The organism is Klebsiella ornithinolytica (assembly GCF_030505655.1).
GTDB classification, from domain to species: domain Bacteria; phylum Pseudomonadota; class Gammaproteobacteria; order Enterobacterales; family Enterobacteriaceae; genus Klebsiella; species Klebsiella ornithinolytica.
Map to the genome: position 1 here is coordinate 4,116,006 of NZ_CP130153.1, position 25,522 is coordinate 4,141,527.

Here is a 25,522-nt window from a genome sequence, read left to right on the forward strand (position 1 = left end):
TCCGCCGGTCTTTCCGGCGGACGCGCCTCAGTGGGCGCGATTGTGATTCTCTTTGCGGTAGGCACCCGGCGGCTGATGAAAGGTGCGGGTGAAAATGCGGGTAAACGTCTGCTGTGAATCAAAGCCGTATTTCAGGCAGATATCATAAACCCGCTGATCGGTGTCGCGCAGGTCGCGCGCCGCCAGCCGCAGTTTACGTTCGCGGATATAGCGCCCCAGACTCTCCCCTTTGTACTGCAAAAAGAGTCGTTGCAGATGCCATTTCGAATAACCAGAGTGACGCGCAATATCATCAATACGCAGCGGCTGATGCAAATTGTCATCAATCCACCCGACGATAGTCTCAATCACCTGAGCGGAAATAGTCATAAGTCCTCTCCTCTTTAATCAAACCCGTATTTATCGCCACCAGGTAGTAAATGATTGCGTCTTATCAGCAACCCAAACCGGCTCGCCAAGCATCGGCGTTAACAACCGCCACGGTCTTTGCTGACTGGCCGCAGCCAGCCGCTTATAAGGATCGTCCCAGCTGTGTTTCGCCAGCACAAAGCGCCCCGCATGCCCCGGGAGCACCGCGCGCGTGCGGAGATCGTCGGCGGCCTGAGCCGTCTCGTCAGGCATCATATGAATGTATTTCCAGTCCTGGTCGTACTGGCCGTTCTCCATAATCGCCAGATCCACGGCGCCAAACTGTTCGCCGATGGCTTTAAAGTGCGGGCCGTAACCGCTATCGCCGCTGTAGTAAATCTTCTGCTGCGGGGTGACGAACATAAAGCTGGCCCACAGCGTTTGATTGCGCTTCAGCCCACGACCGGAGAAATGACGGGCCGGCAGCACATGCACGGTCAGTTCGTCGCTGACCTGCACCGCCTGATGCCAGTCCGCTTCGCTGATAATGGCGCTCTCCATGCCCCAGTAGCGCAGATGCGATCCCACGCCGAGCGGCGTCACCACGCGCTTGATTTTTGGCATCAGCGCTTTGATGGTGGCGTAATCCAGATGGTCGTAGTGATCGTGCGAAATAATCAGCAGGTCTATCTCCGGCATACGCTCCGCATGCCACGGATAGTCACCCGGGAAAGCTTTATTAATAAATGAGAACGGTGCGGCATAGTCGCTGAAGACCGGGTCAATCAGGATGCGTTTCCCCGCCAGCTGCACATACCAGGAGGAGTGGCCGAGCCACACCATCGTATCCTGCCCGATCGGCAGGCTGGCGAGATCGGTATTGACCAGCGGCAACGGCTGCGCGGGACGGGCATTTTCGCGTTTAGTCACCAGAAACTCCCACCAGGCGGCCAGCATATTTTTCTGCCCGGTGAAGCCCGGCGTGGGGAGCTGATTATGAAACTGGCCATCGCGATAGTGTGGCGACTGTTCCACCAGACTGAGCTGCGCGCCCTGCGGCGCCCGGCCAAACCCGGCATTTAAGACAAACGGCAAAGCTGTTGCTGAGGCTAATAACATAATGGCGACCACGCTGAAAGTGACACGGTTCATAACCTGACCAGATGAAACTCCCTATTATGAGAGTTTAGTGATATAACTTGATTATGAGTGAGTAAGCACTCATTATTAAGACGAATATGAAAGTCGTCAAGACGATTTTCAATTTTTTAACATCCACCGTTGCAGTGCCATGACATGGCGTGGTTAGATCGGGGTTTGATTTCGCGTGAGGTAAAATGTAGTGGCTCGTCCTAAGAGTGAAGATAAAAAACAAGCGTTGCTGGAGGCCGCAACGGCCGCCTTTGCCCAGTCGGGTATCGCCGCCTCAACATCGGCTATTGCCCGTAGCGCCGGGGTTGCCGAGGGGACGCTGTTCCGCTATTTCGCCACCAAGGATGAGTTACTCAACGAACTGTACCTCTCGATCAAGTCGGGGTTAGTTAAAGCGATGGTCTCCGGACTGACGCCAAACGAAAAACGGCCGAAAGAGAACGCCCGCAATATCTGGGACAGCTATATCGACTGGAGTATTCGCCACCCGATGGAGCACAAGGCGATTCGCCGGATGGCGCTCAGCGAACGCATCACCGATGAAACCCGAACCCGCGTGAGAGAGATGTTCCCCGAGCTCAACGAAATGTGTCAGCTATCGGTCAAGCCGGTCTTTCTCAGCGACGCCTACAGCGCCTTTGGCGACGCCCTGTTTCTTTCGCTGGCGGAAACCACTATCGAATTTGCCAGCCACGATCCGCAGCGCGCCCGCGAGCTGATCGCCCTCGGTTTTGAGACCATGTGGCAAGCGCTTCACGAGAACGACGCCTGATGGACCGCGCTTCGCTGCACGCCAGCGCCCACCGGATTGCGCTCAGCTATCCGTTTACCGAACACTGTTGGCCGTTCGGCCCGGAGTATGACGTGTTCAAAGTTGGCGGGCGCATTTTTATGCTCACCATGACCCTTCGCGGTCGGGCGCTGGTGAATCTGAAAGCCGATCCGCAAAAATCGCTGCTCAATCGGGAGATTTACCGCAGTATTGAGCCGGGATATCACATGAACAAAAAACACTGGATCACCGTCGTCCCCGGCGAGGATATCAGTGAGGATCTGCTGGCCGAACTTATCGATGATTCATGGAATCAGGTGGTGAATAAGCTGACAAAAAAAGAGCGGATTCGGCTCCGTCCGGAAGGATTTTCAGGCTAGCGCGATAAGTGTTATCGCATTTTTGTCTCTTATCATTTCCCCGCCTTCGCTGTACTCTTCTCCCACTAAACGCCCCGTAAGGGGCTGTAAACTCGAATTATCTTGAGCATAAACCGTGAGGAAGAGTTATGGATATCGTCTCCGTTGCCTTAAAGCGTCACTCCACAAAAGCCTTCGATGCCACAAAAAAACTGACGGCTGAAGAAGCGGAAAAGCTGAAAACATTGCTGCAATACAGCCCGTCGAGCACCAACTCCCAGCCGTGGCACTTTATCGTTGCCAGCACGGATGAAGGGAAAGCACGGGTGGCGAAAGCCGCCAGCGGCACCTATGTTTTCAACGAACGTAAAATTCTTGATGCTTCTCATGTCGTGGTTTTCTGTGCCAAAACCGCCATGGACGACGCCTGGCTGGAGCGCGTGGTGGACCAGGAAGAGGCCGACGGACGTTTCGCTACTCCGGAAGCCAAAGCCGCTAACCACAAAGGCCGCGTTTTCTTTGCCGATATGCACCGTAAAGATCTGCATGACGACAACCACTGGATGGCGAAGCAGGTTTACCTCAACGTCGGCAACTTCCTGCTCGGCGTCGCGGCAATGGGGCTGGACGCCGTGCCGGTTGAAGGGTTCGACGCCGCGATTCTTGACGCCGAATTTGACCTGACCGCACAGGGCTTTACCAGCGTGGTTATCGTTCCGGTCGGCCACCACAGCGTGGAAGATTTCAACGCCACGCTGCCGAAATCACGCCTGCCGCAGGCGACCACCATCACCGAGATTTAATCTCCCCGCGCACGCCGCTCGCCGGCGTGCCAGATTCGTTCTGCATAGCGGCCAATCACCGCCAGCGAAACGGCGAGGATCAGGAAGAACAGCACCTTGTGCATCCCGTCCCAGAAAAACTCGAAGAAACGCGTATAGAGATTGATAGCCAGGAAGGTCAGGCCAAAACCGCGCAGCATTCCGTCATCCGTTTTCAGACTGATATAAATACAGACGCCCGCCGCGACGCCGAATAACAGCGCCCACGGCAGCTGCTGCAGCGGTGAAATGCTGTACCAGGCGTCGGGATCCCGATAGCCAAAAATCGACAGAATCCATAGCGCGATAAACAGATACGTCAGGCCCATGGCCTTACTGACGGTAAACAGCCGGCGCTGAAGCAGCCACTTTTGCAGCATAAAACAGAGCGCCAGCAGCACGCCACCGAACAGCACAAAACGCAGCGGATAGTTCATGCCCAGCCAGTAGGCCCCCCATCCCGCCAGGTAGCCGGTTTCCGCTCCGAACCAGTTGCCCAGCGCCAGCAGGAAGAACAGCCACACCAGCCCGGAACGGGCCGCCAGGCCGATAGCACCATAAATAGCGCAGCCGACCAGAAACAGTGGCGCAATATGGCCGCTGCCGTCATCCAGCCGCACGCCGAGTTGCCACAGCGCCAGCGCGGTAAACACCACGCCGACAAACAAAATCGCCTCACTGCTGTAGTGCCAGTGCGAGGCCTGCCGCTGGCGACGGAATCCCCAGAGGTAGCAAACCAGCGCCACCGCCGCAGGCAGCGCAATCCGCGCCAGCGCCGAGTCGCTGAACAGGCTCATCAGCCAGGCAATCAGTTCACTATCGGCGAACAGGCTGCCCAGCGCGATCAGCAGGCAGGCCAGCGCCGTCCAGAAGGCATAGCGGCTCAGTCGCTGCCAGTCAAAGGTGCTGACGCGCAAAGTGCCCGCCAGCCGCTGGCTTTCCGCGTGGCTCAACTCCCCCGCGGCCTGCCATTCATCCAGCGCCTGCTGAATCACCCGCTGTTGTTTCCTGGTTACGTTCATCTGCGTTCCCTGTCGCTATAAGAGAGAATCCTGTTTATCCAGCCATGCCAGCGCCTGCTCGCCGGCGTCGTCCATCGGCAGGTACACCAGCAGCCGGGAGCCATTACGCGGGGCGGAATACCAGTACATCTGCTGCAGACTAAAGCGTCCGAGCTGGGGATGATTGAAATTCTTCACCTGATTTTCCACGCCGCGGACGTCATAACGCTGATGCCACAGCGTTTCAAATTCGGCGGAGGCGGCAAAAAAGCGCGCCAGCTTATTTTCCCACAGCGGGTCGCCCCGGTGTTCGGCCATGGCCGCGCGGAAATAGGAGACAAACGTCGGCAGCACATCGCGATTTTCAATACGGCTGCGCCAGGTCTCGTGGGTGAGATAGAGATAAATACAGTTACGGTTTTCTTCGGGAAGCGCGGTAAAATCGACGCCCATCAGCCGACAAAAACTGTCGTTCCACGCCACGATATCGAAATTGGGTTTCTGGATGCTGGCCGGCTGCGGCATCAGGCTATCGAGCATCCGCCGGGTCCCCGGAGCGATCCCTTCACATACGTTGACCTGCGTGGTTTCCGGCGGCGTCAGACCGGCCAGCACGAACAGATGGCGCGTCTCCAGCGGACTGCACTGCAGCGCATTCGCGACGCCCACCAGTACCGATTCCGACGGATTAACCTCCCGCCCCTGTTCCAGCCAGGTATACCAGGTCACGCCGACATCGGCCAGCATCGCCACCTCTTCCCGGCGCAGCCCGGGCGTGCGCCGCCGCCCTACTCGCGGCAGGCCAAGACGCTGCGGATCAAGGCTTTCACGCCGGGAGCGCAGAAAGGCGCCCAGCTGCTTACGGCTATCGTCGGGCGCTATCGGCACCGTTTCACGTTGCGGCATTCCCGTCATATTGACTCCAGCATGGTAGTACCAATACCAGTATAGACAGGAACTGGTACCCGTTTAATTTATCGGTAATGCTACGGCCATCCGCTGAATGACGCAATGGAGAGATCCGATGAATTCGTCTGCTGTTTCACCCGGCCGCGCCGGGTTACTGCTTCTGTTGACCGGCCAGATGCTGCCGCTGATCGACACCTCAATTACCAACGTGGCGCTGGACTCTATTACCCATTCACTGGATGCCAGCGCCACCCAGCTGGAGCTGATCGTCGCGCTCTACGGCGTCTCTTTTGCGGTGTGCCTGGCGATGGGCAGCAAACTGGGCGATAACTACGGCCGCCGCCGTCTGTTTATGTGGGGGGTCGCGCTTTTTGGCCTCGCCTCTTTGCTGTGCGGCATGGCCAACTCCATCGGCGGGCTGCTGGCGGCCCGCACGCTGCAAGGCGCGGGCGCGGCGCTGATTGTGCCGCAAATCCTCACCACCCTGCATGTGACGTTGAAAGGCAGCGCCCATGCGCGCGCGATCAGTCTGTATGGCGGGATTGGTGGGATTGCTTTTATCGTCGGGCAGATGGGCGGCGGCTGGCTGGTCTCGGCGGATATCGCCGGCCTGGGCTGGCGCAACGCGTTCTTTATCAATGTCCCGATCTGCCTGCTGGTGCTGGCGTTTAGCCCCCGCTATGTCCCGGAAACCCGCCGCGAAGCCCATTCGGCTATCGACTGGCAGGGCACCTTCAGCCTGGCGCTGATCCTCTGCTGTCTGCTGTTTCCGATGGCGCTGGGGCCGGAACTTCACTGGCCGTGGACGCTCCAGCTTTTGCTGGTGGCCGTGCTGCCGCTGCTGATCTGGATGCGGGCCAGCGCGTTGCGTAAGCAGCAGCGCGGCGAACAGCCGCTGCTGCCGCCCCGTCTGCTGAAACTCACCAGCATTCGCTTTGGCATGGCTATCGCCCTGCTGTTCTTCAGCGCCTGGTCCGGCTTTATGTTCTGCATGGCGCTGACCATGCAGGCCGGTCTCGGCATGGCGCCATGGCAGTCAGGCAACAGCTTTATCGCCCTCGGCGTGGCCTATTTCCTCTCTGCGCTGTACGCGCCGAAGCTGATTGCCCGCTTCAGCATGGGACGTATTCTGCTGATTGGGCTGGTAGTGCAGATAGCCGGTCTGCTGCTGCTGATGGCGACCTTCGGTCACTTCGGCGCTCACACCTCGTCGCTGGCGATGGTGCCCTCTACCGCGCTTATCGGCTACGGCCAGGCGCTGATCGTTAACAGTTTTTATCGCATTGGCATGCGCGATATCAGCGCCAGCGATGCCGGTGCCGGGAGCGCCATTCTCAGCACCCTGCAGCAGGCGACGCTGGGATTAGGTCCGGCAATTCTCGGCTCGCTGTTTTTAACCCTCGCTCAACGCGGCGGCGGCACCTATCCGCAGGCGCTGATCGATTTCCTGGCCGTGGAGGTGGCAATGATGCTGCTCTTAGGCGCGATTGCCCTGCGGCTGCGCCATCATCTCAATATTCGTCCGGTGGCTACCGCCTCATAATCCATCATTGCATGACGCCTGATTTGCATAATGTACATCCAGCGGTCATCATTACCGCTGGATGTACAGGAGACGTTATGCAGGAATTAATCTCACAAATTGCCGCCTTAGGCATCGAAATTACCCCCACCACTTCACTCATTATTATCTTCGGCATTATTTTACTGACCGCCATTGTCGTTCATTTTATTTTGCATAAAGGCGTGCTGCGCGCCTTCGAAAAGCGCGCGCAGGCCAGCAGCCATTTGTGGCTGCAAATCATCACCCAGAACAAACTGTTTCACCGGCTGGCCTTTACCCTGCAAGGGATTATCGTCAATGTGCAGGCGGTGCTGTGGCTGCAAAAAGGCAGTGAAGCCGCCAATATATTGACCACCTGCGCCCAGCTGTGGGTCATGATCTATGCCCTGCTGTCTTTCTTTTCACTGCTCGATGTGGTCTTCAATTTATCGCAGAAATTCGCCACCGCATCCCAGCTGCCGCTGAAGGGGATATTCCAGGGCATTAAGCTGGTCAGCGCGATTATTATCGGCATCCTGGTGATCTCATTACTGATTGGCCAGTCGCCGGCGATATTGATCAGCGGCCTCGGCGCCATGGCCGCGGTACTGATGCTGGTATTTAAAGACCCGATCCTGGGTCTGGTTGCCGGCATTCAGCTTTCCGCCAACGACATGCTGAAGCTCGGTGACTGGCTGGAAATGCCGAAATACGGCGCCGACGGCGCGGTCATTGATATTGGCCTCACCACGGTGAAAGTCCGTAACTGGGACAATACCATCACCACGATTCCTACCTGGTCGCTGGTCTCCGACTCCTTTAAAAACTGGAGCGGGATGTCCGCCTCCGGCGGGCGCCGCATTAAGCGCAGCCTGAATATTGATACCACCAGTATCCATTTTCTCGATGAGCGGGAGCAGCAGCGCTTAATTCAGGCCCGGCTGCTTAAGCCCTATATGGACTCGCGTCATCAGGAGATCAGCGAGTGGAACCAGCAAAACGCCGCCGACCATTCGGTGCTGAACCTGCGCAAGATGACCAATATCGGCACCTTCCGCGCCTATTTACAGGAGTATCTGCGCAACCACCCGCGGCTGCGCAAAGATATGACGATGATGGTGCGCCAGCTGGCGCCGGACGCCAACGGCCTGCCGATTGAGATCTACTGCTTCACCAGCACCGTGGTATGGGCAGAATATGAAAGTATCCAGGCGGATATTTTTGACCACATTTTCGCCGTGGTGGACGAATTCGGGCTGCGTATCCACCAGTCACCGACCGGCAACGATATACGTTCGCTGGCTGCGGCAAATCACGGGTAAGGGTAAGGCTCAGGCACTGGCGCGGGCAATGATGCGCCAGTCCATCATCACCCGTTCGGCGGTGGCCTCCGGGTTGTCGATTTTCTTCAGCAGCAGGGTCACCGCCGTACGGCCAATGTCGCGCGACGGCTGTTCCACGGTGGTCAGCTGCGGCGAGACCATCTCCGCCAGCTCCGTACCATCAAATCCCATGACCGCAATATCGTCCGGCACCCGCAGTCCGGCCTGGGCGATCGCCCGCAGGGCGCCCGCCGCCAGCGAGTCGGCGACGGCAAATACCGCATCCGGCCGCTCTCTGGAGGCCAGCAGCGTTTCCATTGCCGCTTTACCGGCGGCGGCGCTGAGGTCGCTGGCATAAGCCACCTGCTGCCAGGCCAGTTCACGCACATGCAGTACGTTTTTATAGCCGCGCTCGCGCAGGCGGGCATAGCGATAGCTCAGATCGTGGTTAATCAGGGCAATGCGCCGATGACCGCTCTCCGCCAGCCGCGATACCGCCCCCTGCGCCGCATCGATGTCGTTAATGCCGACGCAGGAGATACTGCCGGCATCGGCATACTCGGCGCACTGTACCCACGGCGCATCACCGATCATCATCGTCAGTTCCGGCAGACTGGAGAGCGCGTTCATCGTAATAATCCCGTCGACCACTTTCCCCGACAGCAGCCTCAGCCCGGAAGTCGAGCGCGCCAGATCGGACCCGGAATTACACAGTAAAATACGGTAGCCGTGCTTCTCCGCCTCCTCTTCAATGCCCTTCACCACTTCCGCACAAAACGGGTTCGCAATATTCGACACCATCACCAGAATCATATAGCTCCGTGCCGTCCGCAGCTGGCGGGCCAGCAGGTTAGGCTGATAGTTGCTCTCTTTAATCGCCTGCAGCACGCGTTCGCGGTTCTTCGGTTTAACGGTATCGCTGTTATTCAGCACCCGCGATACGGTTGCCACTGAGACACCCGCCAGACGGGCGATTTTCTGAATTGACATAAAGGCGGCACTTCCTGGGATAAGGGGAATAATGCGCAGGCTACCATAAACGGGCCGTCGGTGTGCAGCGGGGCGCGCGCCAGCCCACTGATGCCCCTACGCATCGTGATGGAAAACTATTAATTATCAGGGCTATTATCCTTGCGCGTTAAGCGCGATGATTTTTCAGGTAACATAAACACCGCGCTCGGGCGCCGATAATTATAAAAGCTTACTATCAATACGTTAGGGATGATGTCATCAATGAAAATTCAAGTCGCACTGCTTGTCCTCGGCGGTTCTCTCGCCGCCCTCACCGGCTGCACCGCCTCAAAATCATCGCCGGAGCGCCATGCGTACTATTTTGTCGCCCATCGTTCTGATTTTGTCGGCGGTAATTTTGCCGTTAACCGGCAGGAAAATTACCGCTTAAATCTGCCGACCTTCACCGAGATCTATAACCGCGGCAAACAGGACCGAACCGCCGGCGTCAGCGAAAGCGATGCCCGACGCAATGCCGATTCCATTAAGCAGCAGGTTATGAAGGGTACCCGGTCACAACACACCTTCACCGGCAATGCCAGCGATAGCTGGAATAATGACATGGAGAATAAAGACGCGGTGCTGTTCGGCAACGAACTTTCCGCCGCCTATCTGGACGGGTATCTCGGCGTAAAATAAGTCATTGCGCGCCACCGGAGTGGCGCACAACCTGCCGCCTATCGCCTGACGCTGACCCAGCGCTGCTGCCGATGGCTTTGCAAAATCGCGTCAACGATATACATCACATCCGCCCCTTCATAAAATGAGGCGAAACGCCGTTCGTCGGCTGCCGGCATCGTCCCGGCGCGTACCGCCTGATAGAAGCTCAACATCATATTCTTGAAGGCGTCCGGCCACCCCTCATTATGCCCGCCGGGGAAGTGGGCGCTGGCGGCGATGTCCGCCTGCATCAGACTCGGGTCATCGCTGAGCAGCTGATTTGGCTGCGCGCGCTGGCCAATCCACAGCCGCTGCGGAAGCTCCTGATCCCACGCCAGCGAACAGCGGCTGCCGTTAATTTCAACCGCCAGGCGGTTCTTTCTTCCGGCGCTGACCTGAGAAACGGTAAAACAGCCTTTGCTGCCGTCATCAAAGCGAAACAGCACGGACCCCATATCTTCCGTATCTACCTCGCGCACCTCAAAACGCGGAGATTCCCCCGTCTGGCTGAAGGTGGACTCGCCGGAAACGGCCGCGTGGCGCGTCGGCCAGACGATAGAAAGATCCGCCATCACCTCGGTGATGCGCCTGCCGGTCATAAACTGCACCGTGTCGCACCAGTGGGAGCCGATATCCGCCACCGCCCGCGAAGCGCCGCCCAGCGCCGACTCCACCCGCCAGTTATAGTCACTTTGCTGCACCATCCAGTCCTGCAAATAGCTGCCGTGCGCCGAAAAAAGCCGTCCGACCTGCCCGGCGCGCATCATGCTGGCGGCCTGCTGGACCATCGCGAACTGGCGATAGACGAAGCTTACGCCGTGCACCACCCCCGCCTTCTCCGCCAGCGTGACCAGTTCACGCGCCTCATCCGGAAGCATGCACAGCGGTTTTTCCGAGAACAGATGCAGCCCGGCGTGCAACGCCTGGCGGTTAATCTTCGCGTGCAGGTGGTTCGGCGTGCAGTTATGTACCACCTGTAAACCGGGATGTGCCAGGAGTTCCTCAACCTGACCATAAGCATGAGCCACATTCAGCTGCCGCGCTTTTTGCTGCGCCTGCGCCAGATTGCTGTCGCACAGCGCCACCACCTCGATGTCCCCGACCCGGCGCAGCGCTTCAATATGCGCCGGACCAATAAATCCAGTCCCAACAATGCCAACCTGAATCATGCTTGCCCCTCGCGACCGCTGGCGAAATCATCAAACGCCCGTTCGGAGACGGGAATAATATGGCGGCGGATAAATTCGCTGCCTTCGCGCGCGCCGGCCTCCGCCTCCTTCAGGCAGCACTCCCACTCCAGCACCGCCCAGCCGTCAAAGTCGTACTCGGTCAGCTTGCTGAAAATGCTCTTGAAATCAATTTGCCCATCCCCGGGCGAGCGAAAGCGCCCCGCCCGCTGCAGCCAGTTCTGATAGCCGCCGTACACGCCGCTGCGGCCGTCGCGACGAAACTCGGCATCTTTGACATGAAAGGCTTTGATCCGCGAATGGTAGATATCGATATACGCCAGGTAGTCCATCTGCTGGAGGTGCAAATGGCTGGGATCGTAGAGCATATTGCAGCGCGGATGGTTATCTACCCGCTGCAGGAAACGTTCAAAAGTCACGCCATCGTGCAGATCCTCACCCGGATGAATTTCATAGCAAAGATCGATCCCCTGCTCATCGTATAGATCGAGGAGCGGACGCCAGCGCCGCGCCAGTTCATCAAACGCCTCATCAATTCGTGACGGATTATGCGGCGGCCAGGGATAAAACAGAGGCCACGCCAGCGATCCGGAAAATGTCGCATGGGCCTGCAGGCCTAAGCGCGCCGAAGCCACCGCCGCCTGACGTACTTTTTCCACCGCCCACTGCTGGCGTGCCGGCGGATTTCCGCGTAGCGCGGCGGGGGCAAAGGCGTCGAACGCCGCGTCATAGGCCGGATGAACCGCCACCAGCTGCCCTTCCAGATGGGTTGAGAGCTCGCTGATGGTCAGACCATGTTCCGCCAGTCGCCCGCGAATCTCATCGCAGTAGGTCTGGCTCATCGCCGCCCGTTCAACATCAAAAATAGCCGGATGATTACACGGGATCTGTAGCGCCTGATAGCCCAGTCCGGCGGCCCAGGCGGCGATCCCGTCCAGGGTGTTAAACGGCGCCTGCGCGCCGATAAACTGCGCCAGAAAAATCCCCGGTCCCTTCATCGTTTTCATACCCCCTCCTGATAGTTAATACTGCTCTTTCTCGCGATACTGGAAAGAGAAAAGGAAAATCAGCGCGATAACCGCCGCGGCCACCGCCGGGATCCACCAGAAGGTGACCCACGCCTGCGGTACGGTCTGCCCGGCCACCAGCTGGTTATACAGCGCGCCGGAAATTTGCGATCCCAATAGCATCCCGATGCCGTAGGTAAACATGACGATCATGCTTTGCGCCTGGCCTTTGACCTTCTCCCCCGCCACGCGGTCGGTATAGATAAAGCCGACGACAAAAAAGAAGTCGTAGCACACGCCGTGCAGCAGGATGCCGAGATAGAGCAGGAAGCGCCCCTCTTCGCTCACTCCAAGGGCAAAGAAGGCATAGCGCACAAACCACGCCACCATCCCGACCAGCAGCATGTACTTGACCCCGAGACGGCGAAACAGCAGCGGGATCACCAGCATAAACGCGATTTCCGACATCTGCCCAAATGACATCGCGGTGCTGACATCCGCCACGCCGGCATCCGCCAGCCAGGAGGCGGTGTAGGCATAGTAGGTCCCCAGCGGAATCGAGATCAGCGTGGCGCAGAGCGAGAAAATAAAGAAATGGCGCGTCTTGAGCAGCGCAAACGCATCGGCGCAGAGCAGGTCGCGAAACTTCAGCGGAATGCCTTTCGCCGCTGCCGGCGTATGCGGCAAAGTCAGGCTGTAGAGGGCCAGTAAGACCGAACACAGCGCCGCCAGATTAAAGATAGCCGTGGTATCGGAAATTCCGCTCACGCCAATACAAATCCCGGCAATAATCCAGCCGATGGTGCCAAAGACGCGCACCACCGGGAAGGTTTTATCAACATTATTCAGGCTGTGGAAAGCGATATTGTTGGTCAGCGCCAGCGTCGGCATATAGCACAACGTATAGCCAAACAGCAGGCCGATAAGCAGCGCGCCATTGTGCGCGACCAGCGCCTGGGGGACGAACCACAGGATCGCGGCTCCCGCCAGGTGCATCACCGCCATCACTTTCTGCGAAGCAAAGAAGCGATCGACCAGCATCCCCAGCACAAACGGCGACAAAATCGAGGCAATAGGCCCGGCAGAGAACGCATCGCCAATCAGCAGCGCCATATCGTAGCGCGTCATCACCAGCCCCAGGGTCACCGACCAGCTTCCCCAGATAAAGAACTGCATAAACATCATTAACGCCAGGCGCGGCACCAGAAACCGGTGCTGCACGCCAACGCTTTCACGTCCTTCCGTCGTTGATACCATTTTGTCCGCCCTCAAAAAGTAATCGATTACAAAACGTCACGAAATAAAAAGTAATCGATTACAAAAAGAAGATCCTGCGCTAATTACGCTAAGCGCGAAGACGATCACAATAAAAGGCAGAACGCCCCGGCGAAGGCCGGGGCAAGGAGGCATTACGCCGGACGGCGCAGCAGCTTAAAGACGATAAACAGGAACAGGATCCATACCGGCAGCAGAATGGCCGACAGGCGCATCCCGTCGATGGTGCACATCAGCACCAGAATCAGCGCAAGGAAGGCAATACAGAGGTAGTTGCCGCCCGGTGCCAGCAGCGCTTTGAACTTCGGCTCCCGCCCTTTTCGACGCTGGGCCGCGCGGAACTTCAGGTGCGCCATGCAGATCATGATCCAGTTCAGCAGCAGCGTTGCCACTACCAGCGCCATCAGCAGACCCAGCGCTTTCTGCGGCAGCAGATAGTTCAGCAGCACCACCAGCGAGGTAATCACCCCGGAGAGGATCAGCGAATTGACCGGCACGCCGCGTTTGCTGACGCGGGCCAGAAACTTCGGCGCATTGCCCTGTACCGACAGACCGAACAGCATGCGGCTGTTGGAGTAAACGCCGCTGTTGTAGACCGACAGCGATGCCACCAGAATGACGAAGTTAAGTGCAGAAGCTACCACGTTACTGTCAAGATTATGAAAAATCATCACAAACGGGCTGCTGTCGGACTTGATTTCCACCCACGGATAGAGCGCCAGCAGCACCACCAGCGAACCGATATAAAACAGCAGAATACGGTACACCACCTGGTTTACCGCCTTCGGAATGCTCTTTTCCGGATTTTGCGCTTCGGCGGCGGTAATACCAATCAGCTCCAGGCCGCCGAAAGAGAACATAATCACCGCCAGAGACATCACCAGGCCATGCCAGCCGGTGGCGAAGAAACCGCCGTGGCGCCACAGGTTGTCAAATCCGGCTTTGCTGCCGCCGTGGCCGCCAAACAACATCCACAGGCCAAAGCCAATCATGCCGATAATCGCCAGCACTTTAATTAAGGCAAACCAGAATTCCGCCTCGCCATACAGGCGAACGTTAACGAGGTTAACGGCATTGATGATGACAAAGAAGGCCGCCGCCCAGACCCAGGTCGGCACATCCGGAAGCCAGTACTGCATATAGATGCCGGCGGCGGTGAGCTCAGCCATCCCCACCAGCACAAACATCACCCAGTAGTTCCAGCCGGAGAGAAAACCGGCAAACGGGCCCCAGTATTTATACGCGAAGTGGGCAAAGGAGCCGGATACGGGCTCTTCGACCACCATTTCGCCAAGCTGGCGCATGATCAGAAAAGCGACGATCCCGGCGACGGCATAGCCGATCAGGACGGCCGGCCCGGCCATCTGAATCGCCGGTCCGATACCGAGAAACAGGCCGGTACCGATAGCGCCGCCGAGGGCAATGAGCTGAATATGTCGGTTCTGTAAACCGCGATGAAGCGTCGGGCCGCTCTCCGCTGTGGCATCTGACTGCGTTGACGCGTCTTTCACGTCTTTCCCCTGTGAGTTTTTATGAAGGGGCACCTTTTAACACTTCTGCTCGCCCGACTTCAAGTTGCAGATGCGTTGATTGCGCGGCAAGGGATGGTGACGAACGGCGGAAAAGGGATACACAGAAGGGGCGAGCGGCGTTGTCCCGCCCCGAATGTTAGGATCAGAAATCGTAGCTCATCGATACTTTAACGGTACGTGGCTGGCCCTGGAACAGATAGGTGCCGGTATCATCAATACCTGACCAGTAGTTCTCATTGGTCACATTATCCACCCCGGCACGCAGGACCATCTGGTTTTGATTCTGGTTCAGCGCCAGACGGTAGCGCACGCCCAAATCGAGGGTCGTATAGCTGTCGAGTTTTTTGCTGTTCGCCGCGTCGGCATACTGTGAACCGGTGTGGTTCACCCGTGCGGTGGCCGTCAGCCCGTCAACCGGCTTGATGTCATACTCCGCGCCTAACACCGCGTAGAAGCGAGAAACGCCGATGGCATCTTTACCATCGTTGATACCCTTCGCCGTTTTGGTTTGCTCCGGATCCAGCCACTGAACGCTGCCGTTCAGGCGCAGGCCTAGCGTCGGTTCGCCGAAGATGTTCAGTTCGACGCCGCGGTTACGCTGCTCGCCATCCAGACCGTAGTAGCCGTTAGCATCGGAGATAGCGTTAGGCTTTTTAATTTCAAACAGCGCCAGCGATCCCCCCAGGGTGCCATAATCAATTTTTACCCCAACCTCATCCTGTTTCGAATGAGCGATCCCGGTGCTCTGCCCGGCATTTGTCGCGGTATTTGGCGCCACGCTCCCCGGCTGCAGCGCCTCGGTGTGGTTGGCGTACAGCGACAGCGTCTCCCACGGCTTGTAGACCAGACCCACCGTCGGCGTCCAGCGGCTCTGGGTATAGCGGGAAGACGTATCTTCCAGACCGGTTTTGTTGCTGTAGTTACGCACCACCACTTTCTGATGACGCGCGGCGGCGGTGAGCAGCAGGCTGTTATCAAAGAAGCCTAGCGTGTCGCTCAGCAGCCAGCCCTGGGTACGGCTGCGTGACGTGGTGAGCGGGTCGAAGTAGTTGCCGCCAAAATAGGCGTTATCCGGCATCGCCACATCATGGTTGTCATAGATATTGGTGGTCGGGTTTTTCGCCGACATACGCCAGGCGGTGGCATCGGTTCTGACCTGGGCGGCATAGCCGACGTTGACCTGATGAGAGATAACCCCGGTGTTGAAATTACCCCGTACACCGCCCATTCCGCTGATCGAGTCGATGATGCGGTTGGTATCCAGACGCCCGACGGTAGCATCGCCGTTGTCGTTAACCAGCTTCGGCGCGCTATAGGTGCCGGTTTCATGCGAGTGCTGGCCGCCGAGGGCGCTGTACAACGTCCAGCTGTTGGTCAGGTCATACTCGGCTTTGGCCATACCGAATTCGCTTTCTATATCGCTATAGCCCCACTTCTGGCTGTAGTTTTTGCTGTTATCCGGCAGCGCAGGAACAAAATCGACGCCGCTGATATTGATCCCCATCGTTCCGCCATGGAACGTCTTTTTCTGATAGCCGAAATCAAGAGAGGAGCGCAAACGGTCGCCGCGATAATCCAGCCCCAGTGACCCCAGCGTCGTGCGGCGCCGGTCATTATCAACCGCGCCCTCACCTTCGCGGTGAACCAGGTTCACCCGGGCGCCAAACTGATTATCTTCGCCAAAGCGACGGCCAAGGTCGAGGCTGCCGCCGACCTGAGAATCAGCGGTATAGTCCACGCCAACGCGGGTGGTCGGCACATCATCCGCACGTTTCGGTTCGAGGTTGATCATCCCGCCGACGCCGCTGCTGGCGACGCCATTGAGCAGACCGTTAGCCCCTTTGAAGACTTCAACGCGCTCCAGCATCTGGGTATCCATCACCTGACGCGGCACCACGCCCGCCAGGCCGCCCATGGTCATATCATCGCCATCCAGCTTAAACCCGCGAATGCGATAGGTTTCGGCAAAGTTACCGTAGCCCTGCACCGCCTGTACGCCGGCGTCATTACCGATCACCTCGGCGATAGTTTGCGCCTGCTGGTCCTGAATCAGTTTCGAGGTATAGCCGATAACGCTAAACGGCACATCCATCGCCTTTTGTTCGCCAAGCATACCGATACGGCCGCCGTGGGCAATTTGTCCGTCAAGGAAGGCCGGTACCACCAGGTCGCCGCCGGCTTTAAAATCGCTGCCTTCGGTCGCCTGAACGAGCATAACCTCTTCGTTTTTGTTGCTATCCGCGGTGTTGTCTGCAGCTACAGCGCTCTGGGTAATGGCGCCAATGGTTAACGCCAGCAGCGTTTTGCGCAGCGGGAATGGGGAAGACGTGATGTGCATAATGAGTCCGTGATGAAGATAAATGGAACAAATGGCCCGCTGCCGGGCCAGAATTTTTTATTGCGCGTTCAGGTCGATGCGGACAACGCTGTCCGGACCTTTGGTGGAGTGATCTTTGTTGAACGGTTGTTTAACGGTCACAAACAGCGTCTGCCCCTCGGCATCAAGCAACAGGCTGTTTGGATTCACGGGGATATCCCACTGTTTTTTCAGCGCATAGGTAGTGCCATCGAGGCTGATAACCTTGCCGGACTCGCGCTGGGAGATATAAATCTCATTGCGTTTCGGGTTGAACAGCACCGCCAGCGAGTCGCCCAGGTCGAGCTGCTTAATCACCTTGCCGCTGTGAATATCCAGCACCAGAGTGGTTTTCGCTTTTGAGTTATCGGTGACGAACAGGCGGCCGGTCTCGCTGTCTTCGGCGATATTCAGCAGCAGCGCCGGCTTGTCGCCCAGCGGCTTCCAGCGCTGTTCAATGCGGTTATTGCGCGGGTTGATTACGAGGATTTCCCCGCCGCCGTTGGCTGCATACAGACGTCCGGTTTGCGCGGAATAGTGCAGGCCGGTCATCCATTTGCCGGTATTTTTAATCCGCGCTTTCAGCTTCAGCGTATTGGCATCAACCACCCAGATTTGCGCCGGATCGGCAACGGCACCCACGTAGAGGGTATTATTCAGCAGCAGGATCTGGCGCGCGCCGTACGGCAGCCCCTTCTCGTTGCGCTCGCTAAACAGCAGGCGCTTTTTGACTTTGCCGGTGGCGGTGTCAATGGCGCTGATGCCGCCGTCAAGCGAGTTGGTGACGAACAGCGTTTTGCCATCCGGCGTTATCTGGACGGCAAAGTTTTTCAGGTCGGTGTAGCTCAGGCCGATGGTCTTCAGCGTTTTCGGGTCGAGCTTATAGACCGCCCCGCCCTGCACGTCTTTAAAACCTTCGGCGCTGGCCACGTACAGCGCATCGCCCCGTGGGCTGAGCGCCATTTCGTACAGCCCCTCGGCCAGTTGACGTTTGAGCGGCTGTATGACGGTAACGGCGTTTTTCTCGGCGACCGGCGGGGTTACCTTAGTGGAAGGGGGTGTGGCGCAGCCGCTTAAGACGGCAGAAATGACCAGAGCTAATACCGGAATGGTGTATTTCATCATTGAAATCCTTAACAAAATCAATAAACCGGTGGTAGCTCTTCGCCGATATTATGTTGTTCCGGCATAGCAAGACTGAACCCCACCCTACGCCTTCGCTGTTTCCTTGTGAGCGGCTCACTGGCGCAGGTTAGTCCATTCTTAGCCTGCAAACAAAAAGAAGAATGAGAACTATACTCATTATCTTATAGCGTGCAAGCCTAATCACAACCGACCCGCGCAAAAGCGATAATCTGCTGAAAACAAGGCGTTCTTATGGGGGGAGCGGCTCTCACGAGCGGGAGAAAACGACAGACCCCGCGCGCTGACCGTACGGGGTAAGGGAAAATACGGGCCACATCCGACAAATCGCACGGCCCGATATACGATCGCTTCAGCACTATAGCGGCCGATGGCGCCGGACTAATAGCGTACCATCACCGATTTGAGTTCGGTGTAATCATCGATAAAGGCGCTGCCGAACTCGCGGCCAATCCCCGACCCTTTCATGCCGCCAAACGGCACCGCCGGATCGAGAAAGGTGTGCATATTCACCCAGACAATTCCGGCGTTAATCGCGTCGGAATAGCGCAGCGCCTTGCGGATGTTCTCCGACCAGACGCTGGCGGCCAGGCCAAACGGCGAAGCGTTAATCCGGGACAGCGCCTCCTCTTCGCTTTGGTAGCCGATAAAACTGCACACCGGACCGAAAGTCTCTTCCTGCATCAGCGTGCTGTTTTCGCTCCGGACCTTCACCGCCGTCGGTAAGACAAAATAGCCGTCGCCGGGCAGCGCTTCACCGCCGCAGACAATGGTGTCGCCCTCTTCCCGCGCTTTTTCAATCAGCTGCAGCACCTTCTCAAACTGCACCCGATTAGCCAGCGGCCCCATCAGCGTCTGTTCATCCAGCGGTGAGCCGGGACGCAGCGCAGACAGGCGCTGCTTCAGTATTTCCAGCACCGCATCCAGCTTGCCCTGCGGCAGATAAAACCGCTCGGCGGCAGCGCAGATTTGCCCCTGGTTCAGATAACCTGCTTCGATAATGCCGTCCGCCATCGCCTCGGGGGTGAGATCGTCGAGAAACAGCGCGGCGTTTTTGCCCCCCAGTTCGAGGGTGACGCGTTTTCCGGCGCCGATCGCCGCATGCTGAACTTTCTCGCCGGTCGCCACCGAACCGGTGAAGCTGACCTTGGCGCAGGCCGGGTGGGCGATCAAGCGCTGGGCGATTTCACCGCCCGCGCCGTTCACCACGTTAATCACCCCGTCCGGGATCCCCGCCTCTTTCGCCAGCTCCGCAACCCGCAGCAGCGTCAGCGGCGTATACTCGCTCGGCTTCATCACGATGGTGCAGCCGCACACCAGCGCCGCCGCCAGCTTCCAGATAGCGATCATTATCGAAAAGTTCCACGGCACGATCCCTACCACTACGCCAACCGGCTGACGACGAGTAAAGGCCGTGTACTGCTCTCCCGCCATGGACGGGAGCGAGACATCCAGCGTTTCGCCGGTGACCTTGCCTGCCCAGCCGGCAAAGTAGCGCAGGAACGCCACCGACTGATCCAGCTCAAGCATTCGCGCCAGGCCGATGGTTTTACCGGAGCACAGGCTCTCCAGCTGCGCCAGCTCCTCACGATGGCTGGCCAGCAGATCGGCCAGCCTGAGCAGCAGCGTGCCGCGCTGCAGGGTCGGCATCGCACGCCAGGAGTCAAAGGCCTGGCTGGCGCTGGCCATCGCCCGATCCGCCTGCCCGACATCCGCCGACGTTACCCCGGCAATCGCTTTGCCAGTGGCGGGGTTTATCACCGCCAGCGTCGGTCCGTTGCCGGGCAAAGCCTCTCCGGCAATAAACTGCCCGTGCGGTTGGCGTAAAAAAGCTGCTACTTCAGCAAGTAAGGTCACGTCGCTCATCGGTGGCATCCGTTTTTTCAGGAAATGTTCCTCATCACATCACGCCAGAAACAGACTGCCTATCGTTCTAAAGAACGTCATTCTTTCGGACGATATTCAGCGCCCCGCCGCCATGCTGTGATGGAGGTCTTAGCCAGGCGAGACAGACAGGGTAACGCTATGAATATCAAAATCGATGCGCTGAACTACTACGGCGCCACCAAAAAATATCAGCTGCATTTTCCGGCGCTGCAGGATGATATTGACGCCGACGTGGTGATCATCGGCGGCGGCTTTTCCGGTATCAACACTGCGCTGGAGCTGGCAGAACAGGGCATCACCAACGTGGTCGTACTCGAAGCCCGTCATTTAGGCTACGGCGGCACCGGCCGCAACGGCGGCCAGGTCATGGCCGGCATTGGTCACGACATCGAAGCGGTGAAAAAACATGTGGGTAAAGAGGGGCTGGAGACGCTGTTTAAAATCTCGAACCTTGGTGCAGGAATCATTCGCGAACGGATTAAGAAATACAATATCGATGCCGACTTTGTTCCGGGTTACGGCTATCTGGCCTATAACCAGCGTCAGCTGAAGACCCTGCGCCAGTGGGAAAAAGAGTTTAAGGCCGCCACTCCGGATGAGGATATCGCGCTCTATACCGGCAGCGATGTGCAGCAAATTGTGGGCTCCGACGTCTACTGCGGCGCGCTCAAGCATATGGGCGGCGGGCAGATCCACTCCCTGAATATGCTGCTGGGCTCGGCAAAAGCGGCGCATTCATTAGGGGTGAAAATTTTCGAATCCTCTCCGGTCGTAGAGGTGAATTACGGCAAAGAGGTGCGGGTTCGCACGGCGATGGGCAGCGTGAAGGCGGCTAAACTGCTGTGGGCCTGCGACAGCTTCCTCAATAATCTGGAGCCGGAAATCTATAACAAGACGCTGGTGACCTACTCTTATCAGGTCTCAACGGAACCCCTTTCCGATGAGCTGATCGAACGCATCAGCCCGCTACGCGGCGCCTTCAGCGACATTCGCCCGGTCATCAACTACTACCGAATTACGCGGGAAAACCGCCTGCTGTTCGGCAGCGCCACGCGCTACCTTGAATATACGCCGAACGATTTTGCCGCCTGGAATCGTACGCTGCTGGCGGAAGTGTTCCCCTATCTTAAGGATGTCAAAATCGACTTCGCCTGGGGCGGCCCGATGGCCTGTAGCGCGAACCTGTTCCCGCAAATTGGCACCCTGCGCGAGCACAATAACGTTTTCTACGTTCAGGGTTATTCCGGGTTTGGCGTCACCCCCTCGCATATCGTGTGCAAAATTCTCGCCGAAGGAATTAACGGCGGCTCAGATCGTTACCGCCTGATGAGCAGTATTCCTCACGCCACAATCCACGGTCGTGACAGCCTGCGTCTGCTGCTGGTCACCGCCGGAAAACTCATGCATCAAACCGCCGGTTACTGGAAAGGCCGGAGTTAACCAGGAGAACATCATGCAAGCATTTAAACTCGATCAACCGGTTCCTGAACTGCAGCCTATCGGCAGCGTCAGCCTGCTGGGCGCAACGCCAACCGAAGGCGATCCGCAGGTGGCGGGCGCTATGGTTTACGGCGAACCACAGGACGCCTTTACCTGCGGTCTGTTTTCGTCCACTCAGGGGAGTTTCACCATGACCTATCCGTTTACCGAACACGCCACCGTGCTGGAAGGCGAAGTTGAGCTGACCGTCTCTGGCGGCAAGCCGCAGCGCTTCGCCCCGGGCGACAGCTGGTTCGTGAAGCAGGGCACCGAAGTGGAGTGGAAAATCCTCACCCCGCGCTTCGTCAAACACTACCTGGCGAACGTCGAAAGCCGCTAACCAACGCAGACAATCCCCGGTGCCCGGCGGCGGGGATTGTATTCATGCACTGGGTCACAGATTCAACCGCCGTTCTCCACCTTCAGGACGATATTCATTGAGCCGGATGCCAACCTAAATTATGACTATCCGGAATGGCTATTCACTTCCAGCCACTCCCTGCCCTTACCTATCTTGTGCAGAGGTTGACTATGTTCAGTAAAAGACTCGCCAGCCATCTCGAACGCGGCGTCGTCGGCTTTCCTACTACCCTCGCCAGCTCCGTCGGACTGATTATGGCCAGCCCGGTGATCCTGACCGTGACCAGCGGTTTTGGGATGGGCGGCGATACCTTCGCGCTGGCGGTACTACTGGCGTTTATCATGATGCAGGCGCAGGTCACCACCTTTGCCGAAGCGGCGACGCTAATCCCCACGACCGGCTCGGTATATGACTATATCGCCTGCGGGATGGGGCGTTTTTTCGCCATTACCGGCGCGCTGTGCGCCTATCTGATCGTGCATATTTTTGCCGGCACCGCGGAAACAATTCTGGCCGGGGTGATGGCGCTGGTGAACTTTGAGTCCATCAGCAGCCAGATGGCCGCCCATCAGAATACCTGGATGGTCGGCGTCGGGATGGTGGTGGTGTTCGGCCTGCTGAACGCCATTGGCGTCGAGATCTTCGGAAAGGTCGAAGTCGTACTGACCTTCGGGATGTGGAGCACGCTGACCATTTTCGGCCTGTGCGGAATTTTTATGGCGCCGGTGACCCATCTCTCCGGCTGGTTCGGCACGCCGCTTGATGTCAGCGATCTCTCAGGTCTGTTCGGCTATATCGGCATGGCGATGTTTATGTTCGTCGGCTGTGAACTGGTGACCCCCATGGCCCCGGAAATTAAACACGCGCACCGCACCATTCCTCGCGCGATGGCGCTCGGCCTGCTGGGCGTCGCAAGCTGCATGTTTATCTATGGTGCGGCCATTAACCGTCAGGTCGAGAACGTGGTACTGGACGCGGCGAACAACGTCCACCTGCTGGATACGCCGATGGCTATTCCGGCCTTCGCCGAACGGGTGATGGGCCACGCGGGACAGTACTGGCTGGGCGTCGGCCTGCTGCTGGCGGGCTGCGCGACCATTAATACTCTGATGGCCGCCGTACCGCGGATTATCTACGGCATGGCGCTGGATGGCGCGCTCCCGCGCTTCCTGACCTGGCTGCATCCCCGCTTCAAGACGCCGGTTATCGCCATTGCCATTGGCGTGGCGATACCCTGCCTGCACGCCTGGTATCTGAACGGCAATATCGATCGTATCGTGCCGCTGATCCTCGCCGCCGTCTGCGCCTGGGGCGTCGCCTATCTGCTGGTGACCCTTTCGGTGGTACTGCTGCGTATTCGTCGTCCGGATCTGCCTCGCGCCTACCGCTCGCCGTGGTTCCCGCTGCCGCAAATTATCTCCAGCGTCGGGATTATTATCGCCATCATCAATATCACCCCGCCGGGGATGGACAGCCGCGAAGTGCTGGTGCCATTTGGCATCATGCTCGGCCTGACCGCCGCCTATGCCCTCTTCTGGACGGTGTGCGTCCAGCGGGTCAACCCGTTCCGTCCGGTACCGGTTGAAGAGGTGGTGGAACGCGCGATTGGCAACTATGAGAAACAGAACCAAGGGGAGATGACGCCAGATGCCCTCCGTCCCCTCGTTTAGTACCCCGCTGATGAATGCGGTGCAGCGCGACCTGGCCGGCTGGAACAGCGAAAAGCTCAGCGAGCGCAGTGCGGTGCTGCACCTGAACGCTACCACCGACGTCACCTTCAGCGTTCGCCAGAAAAGGCTGTTTATGGCCAGCATTCACAGCTGCGAATTTGTCGTCGAGGGGCCGGTCACCCGGCCCGCTCAGGGTAGCATTCGCGCCCATCAATCCGGCTGGCTTAAACGCCAGCCGGTGACCTTCCGGGCGGCAAAACCGGCCGCCGATCTCGCCCGTTACCTCAACCGTTTTCCGCGTTTACAGCAGACATTAAGCGAACTGGATTACCGCCGTTTCTCCTTAACCATTGATAATCAGCGCTGGCGCTGCTGCATTGAGCCGTGGGCCGCCAGCGAAGTGGTCTGCAAAATGCCGCCGCTGCGCCGCTATCTGCGTCTCGAAAAACATCAGCGGATGCTGCTGCTGAGCGTTATGAATATGCTGCATCAGGCGATCGGTCAGTGGATGGCGCAAACGGCGACAGAGAAGTGACATCAAAGAGAAGTGAAAAGTAGTCTCACACAGGAGAGCGCTTCTCCGCCTTCCTGGCGGAGAAGCGAAAGGAGATTACTTCAGCCCAAACCGGTGCGCCAGTTCGTCAATCGCCTGGCGCTGAAAGCGGGTAAAGGCCTCGCGCGGTTGCTGTTGCTGAATAAACGCCAGCAGCGGATCCTCAACCTCGGTTTTCACGCCGCTCAACGCCTCCATCACCGCCAGCCCGCAGAACGGTACATAGGATTCGGCATAGCCCCCTTCATGCACCATCACCAGCTTACCGCCGCACAGACGATCGGCCGCCTCCTGCACCCGTTCGGTCATGGCGCGGAAACTATCGCTGTGGAGCAGCATTCGCGCCAGCGGATCCATAGCGTTGGCATCGTAACCGCAGGCGACGATAATCAGATCCGGTTCAAAACGCGCCAGCGCCGGCAGCACGATCGTTTCCAGCGCATAGCGCCAGCCGTCGTCCCCTGCGCCGGCCATCAGCGGAACGTTAATGTTGTAACCTTCGCCGGCACCGGTGCCGCGATCTTCCTCTCCGGCATAGCCCGGTGGGAAACAGCCGTCCTGGTGCAGCGAGATTGTCAGCACATCGTCACGATGCAGGTAGATATGTTGCGTACCGTTGCCGTGGTGCACATCCCAGTCGAGGATCGCCACTTTACCCAGCCCGAACCGCGCCTTCGCCCGCTCCACGGCAATGGGAATGTTGGCAAGAAAACAGAAGCCCATCGATTGATCCGGCAGGCAGTGGTGGCCCGGCGGCCGCGACAGAGAGTAGGCATTATCCAGCTCGCCGCTCAGCACCGCCTCAACCGCGGCACAGGCCAGCCCGGCAGAAAGGCAGGCAATTTCATAGCTGCCCGGCCCCAGCGGCGCCTCTTTGCCCAGCAGACCGCCGCCGCTATCGCTGATCGCCTTAAAGCGCTCCAGATAATGTGCCGGGTGAATGCGGCGCAGATCCTCCTCGCCGGCGGCCGCGCCGCCGCGTAGCTGAAGCTGCGCAGTCAGCCCCGCGACATCCATCAGGTTTTTCATCCGACGCTTGGTCTCCGGCGATTCCGCATGGCCGCCCCCTGCCGGAGGTTGTACCCAGCCGCCGACCGGTAGCGTCACCGCATGCAGGCCGGTACTGTGCCAGAAACAACGTTCATCAAAGAAGAAACCGGTTTTTCTTTTCACT

General features: G+C 58.2%; 23 protein-coding genes. 10 read left to right on the forward strand and 13 right to left on the reverse strand.

Going from position 1 to position 25,522, the window contains the following annotated elements:
- Window positions 1–27: 27 nt before the first annotated feature.
- Both Q1L34_RS19620 and Q1L34_RS19625 read right to left on the reverse strand, forming a co-directional pair.
- Window positions 28–369 carry a RamA family antibiotic efflux transcriptional regulator gene (locus Q1L34_RS19620; RefSeq protein WP_004859189.1) on the reverse strand — a complete coding sequence of 114 codons (342 nt, stop codon included), beginning with the start codon at window positions 367–369 and terminating at the stop codon, window positions 28–30.
- A 30-nt stretch (window positions 370–399) separates the two neighbouring features.
- The gene (locus tag Q1L34_RS19625; protein WP_015584948.1) at window positions 400–1,500 is read right to left on the reverse strand and encodes an MBL fold metallo-hydrolase; all 1,101 of its coding nucleotides are present in this window, start codon (window positions 1,498–1,500) and stop codon (window positions 400–402) included.
- A gap of 190 nt (window positions 1,501–1,690) precedes the next feature.
- On the opposite strand from Q1L34_RS19625, the gene Q1L34_RS19630 reads away from it, so the two are divergent.
- From Q1L34_RS19630 to nfsB, 3 genes are all read left to right on the forward strand, one after another.
- Window positions 1,691–2,272 carry a TetR/AcrR family transcriptional regulator gene (locus Q1L34_RS19630; RefSeq protein ID WP_004859175.1) on the forward strand — a complete coding sequence of 194 codons (582 nt, stop codon included), beginning with the start codon at window positions 1,691–1,693 and terminating at the stop codon, window positions 2,270–2,272.
- A complete protein-coding gene (locus tag Q1L34_RS19635) occupies window positions 2,272–2,652 on the forward strand; it encodes an MmcQ/YjbR family DNA-binding protein (RefSeq protein WP_004859171.1) in 381 nt (126 codons plus the stop codon). Before Q1L34_RS19630 ends, Q1L34_RS19635 begins: the two co-directional genes overlap by 1 nt.
- Before the next feature lie 128 nt (window positions 2,653–2,780).
- Window positions 2,781–3,434 carry an oxygen-insensitive NAD(P)H nitroreductase gene (gene nfsB / locus Q1L34_RS19640; protein ID WP_015584949.1) on the forward strand — a complete coding sequence of 218 codons (654 nt, stop codon included), beginning with the start codon at window positions 2,781–2,783 and terminating at the stop codon, window positions 3,432–3,434.
- On the opposite strand, the gene Q1L34_RS19645 is transcribed toward nfsB, so the two are convergent.
- Both Q1L34_RS19645 and Q1L34_RS19650 read right to left on the reverse strand, forming a co-directional pair.
- On the reverse strand, window positions 3,431–4,474 hold the full coding sequence (locus Q1L34_RS19645) for a DUF2157 domain-containing protein (protein WP_165552148.1): 1,044 nt from the start codon (window positions 4,472–4,474) through the stop codon (window positions 3,431–3,433). The genes nfsB and Q1L34_RS19645 overlap by 4 nt on opposite strands.
- 15 nt (window positions 4,475–4,489) lie before the next feature.
- On the reverse strand, window positions 4,490–5,368 hold the full coding sequence (locus tag Q1L34_RS19650; RefSeq protein ID WP_327204248.1) for a helix-turn-helix transcriptional regulator: 879 nt from the start codon (window positions 5,366–5,368) through the stop codon (window positions 4,490–4,492).
- Between the two features lie 109 nt (window positions 5,369–5,477).
- Between Q1L34_RS19650 and Q1L34_RS19655 the strand changes: the two genes are divergently transcribed.
- Together Q1L34_RS19655 and Q1L34_RS19660 are read left to right on the forward strand one after the other, a co-directional pair.
- Window positions 5,478–6,905 carry an MFS transporter gene (locus tag Q1L34_RS19655; protein WP_069476153.1) on the forward strand — a complete coding sequence of 476 codons (1,428 nt, stop codon included), beginning with the start codon at window positions 5,478–5,480 and terminating at the stop codon, window positions 6,903–6,905.
- A gap of 77 nt (window positions 6,906–6,982) precedes the next feature.
- Window positions 6,983–8,227 carry a mechanosensitive ion channel family protein gene (locus tag Q1L34_RS19660; RefSeq protein ID WP_004859156.1) on the forward strand — a complete coding sequence of 415 codons (1,245 nt, stop codon included), beginning with the start codon at window positions 6,983–6,985 and terminating at the stop codon, window positions 8,225–8,227.
- A gap of 9 nt (window positions 8,228–8,236) precedes the next feature.
- Here Q1L34_RS19660 and Q1L34_RS19665 read toward each other — a convergent pair whose 3' ends face one another.
- Complete coding sequence (locus Q1L34_RS19665) at window positions 8,237–9,217, reverse strand: LacI family DNA-binding transcriptional regulator (RefSeq protein ID WP_004859153.1); 981 nt, start codon at window positions 9,215–9,217, stop codon at window positions 8,237–8,239.
- 243 nt (window positions 9,218–9,460) lie between these two features.
- On the opposite strand from Q1L34_RS19665, the gene Q1L34_RS19670 reads away from it, so the two are divergent.
- Window positions 9,461–9,877, forward strand: coding sequence for an Exc2 family lipoprotein (locus Q1L34_RS19670; RefSeq protein ID WP_327204249.1), 417 nt, complete (start codon window positions 9,461–9,463; stop codon window positions 9,875–9,877).
- A gap of 38 nt (window positions 9,878–9,915) precedes the next feature.
- On the opposite strand, the gene Q1L34_RS19675 is transcribed toward Q1L34_RS19670, so the two are convergent.
- The 7 genes from Q1L34_RS19675 to Q1L34_RS19705 form a co-directional block, all read right to left on the reverse strand.
- On the reverse strand, window positions 9,916–11,067 hold the full coding sequence (locus tag Q1L34_RS19675; RefSeq protein WP_004859146.1) for a Gfo/Idh/MocA family protein: 1,152 nt from the start codon (window positions 11,065–11,067) through the stop codon (window positions 9,916–9,918).
- Complete coding sequence (locus Q1L34_RS19680) at window positions 11,064–12,092, reverse strand: sugar phosphate isomerase/epimerase family protein (RefSeq protein ID WP_004859143.1); 1,029 nt, start codon at window positions 12,090–12,092, stop codon at window positions 11,064–11,066. The genes Q1L34_RS19675 and Q1L34_RS19680 overlap by 4 nt, the downstream gene beginning before the upstream one ends.
- Before the next feature lie 15 nt (window positions 12,093–12,107).
- Window positions 12,108–13,313, reverse strand: a complete 1,206-nt coding sequence (locus Q1L34_RS19685; protein WP_162268840.1) for an MFS transporter — start codon at window positions 13,311–13,313, stop codon at window positions 12,108–12,110.
- A gap of 188 nt (window positions 13,314–13,501) precedes the next feature.
- Window positions 13,502–14,878 (reverse strand): phenylalanine transporter, encoded by a 1,377-nt coding sequence (gene pheP / locus Q1L34_RS19690; protein WP_004859136.1) that lies wholly within the window; start codon window positions 14,876–14,878, stop codon window positions 13,502–13,504.
- Window positions 14,879–15,041: 163 nt separating this feature from the next.
- Entirely contained in the window at window positions 15,042–17,237 is a 2,196-nt protein-coding gene (locus Q1L34_RS19695; RefSeq protein WP_048022968.1) for a TonB-dependent receptor, read from the reverse strand.
- Between the two features lie 57 nt (window positions 17,238–17,294).
- On the reverse strand, window positions 17,295–18,377 hold the full coding sequence (locus Q1L34_RS19700) for a YncE family protein (protein WP_032724208.1): 1,083 nt from the start codon (window positions 18,375–18,377) through the stop codon (window positions 17,295–17,297).
- A 402-nt stretch (window positions 18,378–18,779) separates the two neighbouring features.
- Window positions 18,780–20,273 carry an aldehyde dehydrogenase family protein gene (locus tag Q1L34_RS19705; RefSeq protein ID WP_160873196.1) on the reverse strand — a complete coding sequence of 498 codons (1,494 nt, stop codon included), beginning with the start codon at window positions 20,271–20,273 and terminating at the stop codon, window positions 18,780–18,782.
- 150 nt (window positions 20,274–20,423) lie between these two features.
- Between Q1L34_RS19705 and Q1L34_RS19710 the strand changes: the two genes are divergently transcribed.
- The 4 genes from Q1L34_RS19710 (at window position 20,424) to Q1L34_RS19725 (ending at window position 24,330) form a co-directional block, all read left to right on the forward strand.
- The gene (locus Q1L34_RS19710) at window positions 20,424–21,725 is read left to right on the forward strand and encodes an NAD(P)/FAD-dependent oxidoreductase (protein WP_004859120.1); all 1,302 of its coding nucleotides are present in this window, start codon (window positions 20,424–20,426) and stop codon (window positions 21,723–21,725) included.
- Between the two features lie 13 nt (window positions 21,726–21,738).
- Window positions 21,739–22,104: a cupin domain-containing protein gene (locus Q1L34_RS19715; protein ID WP_004859114.1), complete on the forward strand. Its 366-nt coding sequence runs from the start codon at window positions 21,739–21,741 to the stop codon at window positions 22,102–22,104.
- A 191-nt stretch (window positions 22,105–22,295) separates the two neighbouring features.
- Window positions 22,296–23,795, forward strand: coding sequence for an APC family permease (locus Q1L34_RS19720; RefSeq protein ID WP_004859112.1), 1,500 nt, complete (start codon window positions 22,296–22,298; stop codon window positions 23,793–23,795).
- On the forward strand, window positions 23,773–24,330 hold the full coding sequence (locus Q1L34_RS19725) for a DUF3156 family protein (RefSeq protein ID WP_064359664.1): 558 nt from the start codon (window positions 23,773–23,775) through the stop codon (window positions 24,328–24,330). The genes Q1L34_RS19720 and Q1L34_RS19725 overlap by 23 nt, the downstream gene beginning before the upstream one ends.
- Window positions 24,331–24,405: 75 nt before the next feature.
- Here the strand turns inward: Q1L34_RS19725 and Q1L34_RS19730 are convergent, their stop codons facing one another.
- On the reverse strand, window positions 24,406–25,521 hold the full coding sequence (locus tag Q1L34_RS19730) for a class II histone deacetylase (RefSeq protein WP_032716820.1): 1,116 nt from the start codon (window positions 25,519–25,521) through the stop codon (window positions 24,406–24,408).
- Between the last annotated feature and the right edge of the window lies 1 nt (window position 25,522).

Bases quoted from the DNA above. Each gene is read 5' to 3' on its own strand.
- Q1L34_RS19620 (WP_004859189.1), bottom strand. From the start codon at position 369: ATGACTATTTCCGCTCAGGTGATTGAGACTATCGTCGGGTGGATTGAT.
- Q1L34_RS19625 (WP_015584948.1), bottom strand. From the start codon at position 1,500: ATGAACCGTGTCACTTTCAGCGTGGTCGCCATTATGTTATTAGCCTCA.
- Q1L34_RS19635 (WP_004859171.1), top strand. From the start codon at position 2,272: ATGGACCGCGCTTCGCTGCACGCCAGCGCCCACCGGATTGCGCTCAGC.
- nfsB (WP_015584949.1), top strand. From the start codon at position 2,781: ATGGATATCGTCTCCGTTGCCTTAAAGCGTCACTCCACAAAAGCCTTC.
- Q1L34_RS19645 (WP_165552148.1), bottom strand. From the start codon at position 4,474: ATGAACGTAACCAGGAAACAACAGCGGGTGATTCAGCAGGCGCTGGAT.
- Q1L34_RS19650 (WP_327204248.1), bottom strand. From the start codon at position 5,368: ATGACGGGAATGCCGCAACGTGAAACGGTGCCGATAGCGCCCGACGAT.
- Q1L34_RS19655 (WP_069476153.1), top strand. From the start codon at position 5,478: ATGAATTCGTCTGCTGTTTCACCCGGCCGCGCCGGGTTACTGCTTCTG.
- Q1L34_RS19660 (WP_004859156.1), top strand. From the start codon at position 6,983: ATGCAGGAATTAATCTCACAAATTGCCGCCTTAGGCATCGAAATTACC.
- Q1L34_RS19665 (WP_004859153.1), bottom strand. From the start codon at position 9,217: ATGTCAATTCAGAAAATCGCCCGTCTGGCGGGTGTCTCAGTGGCAACC.
- Q1L34_RS19670 (WP_327204249.1), top strand. From the start codon at position 9,461: ATGAAAATTCAAGTCGCACTGCTTGTCCTCGGCGGTTCTCTCGCCGCC.
- Q1L34_RS19675 (WP_004859146.1), bottom strand. From the start codon at position 11,067: ATGATTCAGGTTGGCATTGTTGGGACTGGATTTATTGGTCCGGCGCAT.
- Q1L34_RS19680 (WP_004859143.1), bottom strand. From the start codon at position 12,092: ATGAAAACGATGAAGGGACCGGGGATTTTTCTGGCGCAGTTTATCGGC.
- Q1L34_RS19695 (WP_048022968.1), bottom strand. From the start codon at position 17,237: ATGCACATCACGTCTTCCCCATTCCCGCTGCGCAAAACGCTGCTGGCG.
- Q1L34_RS19700 (WP_032724208.1), bottom strand. From the start codon at position 18,377: ATGAAATACACCATTCCGGTATTAGCTCTGGTCATTTCTGCCGTCTTA.
- Q1L34_RS19705 (WP_160873196.1), bottom strand. From the start codon at position 20,273: ATGCCACCGATGAGCGACGTGACCTTACTTGCTGAAGTAGCAGCTTTT.
- Q1L34_RS19710 (WP_004859120.1), top strand. From the start codon at position 20,424: ATGAATATCAAAATCGATGCGCTGAACTACTACGGCGCCACCAAAAAA.
- Q1L34_RS19715 (WP_004859114.1), top strand. From the start codon at position 21,739: ATGCAAGCATTTAAACTCGATCAACCGGTTCCTGAACTGCAGCCTATC.
- Q1L34_RS19720 (WP_004859112.1), top strand. From the start codon at position 22,296: ATGTTCAGTAAAAGACTCGCCAGCCATCTCGAACGCGGCGTCGTCGGC.
- Q1L34_RS19725 (WP_064359664.1), top strand. From the start codon at position 23,773: ATGCCCTCCGTCCCCTCGTTTAGTACCCCGCTGATGAATGCGGTGCAG.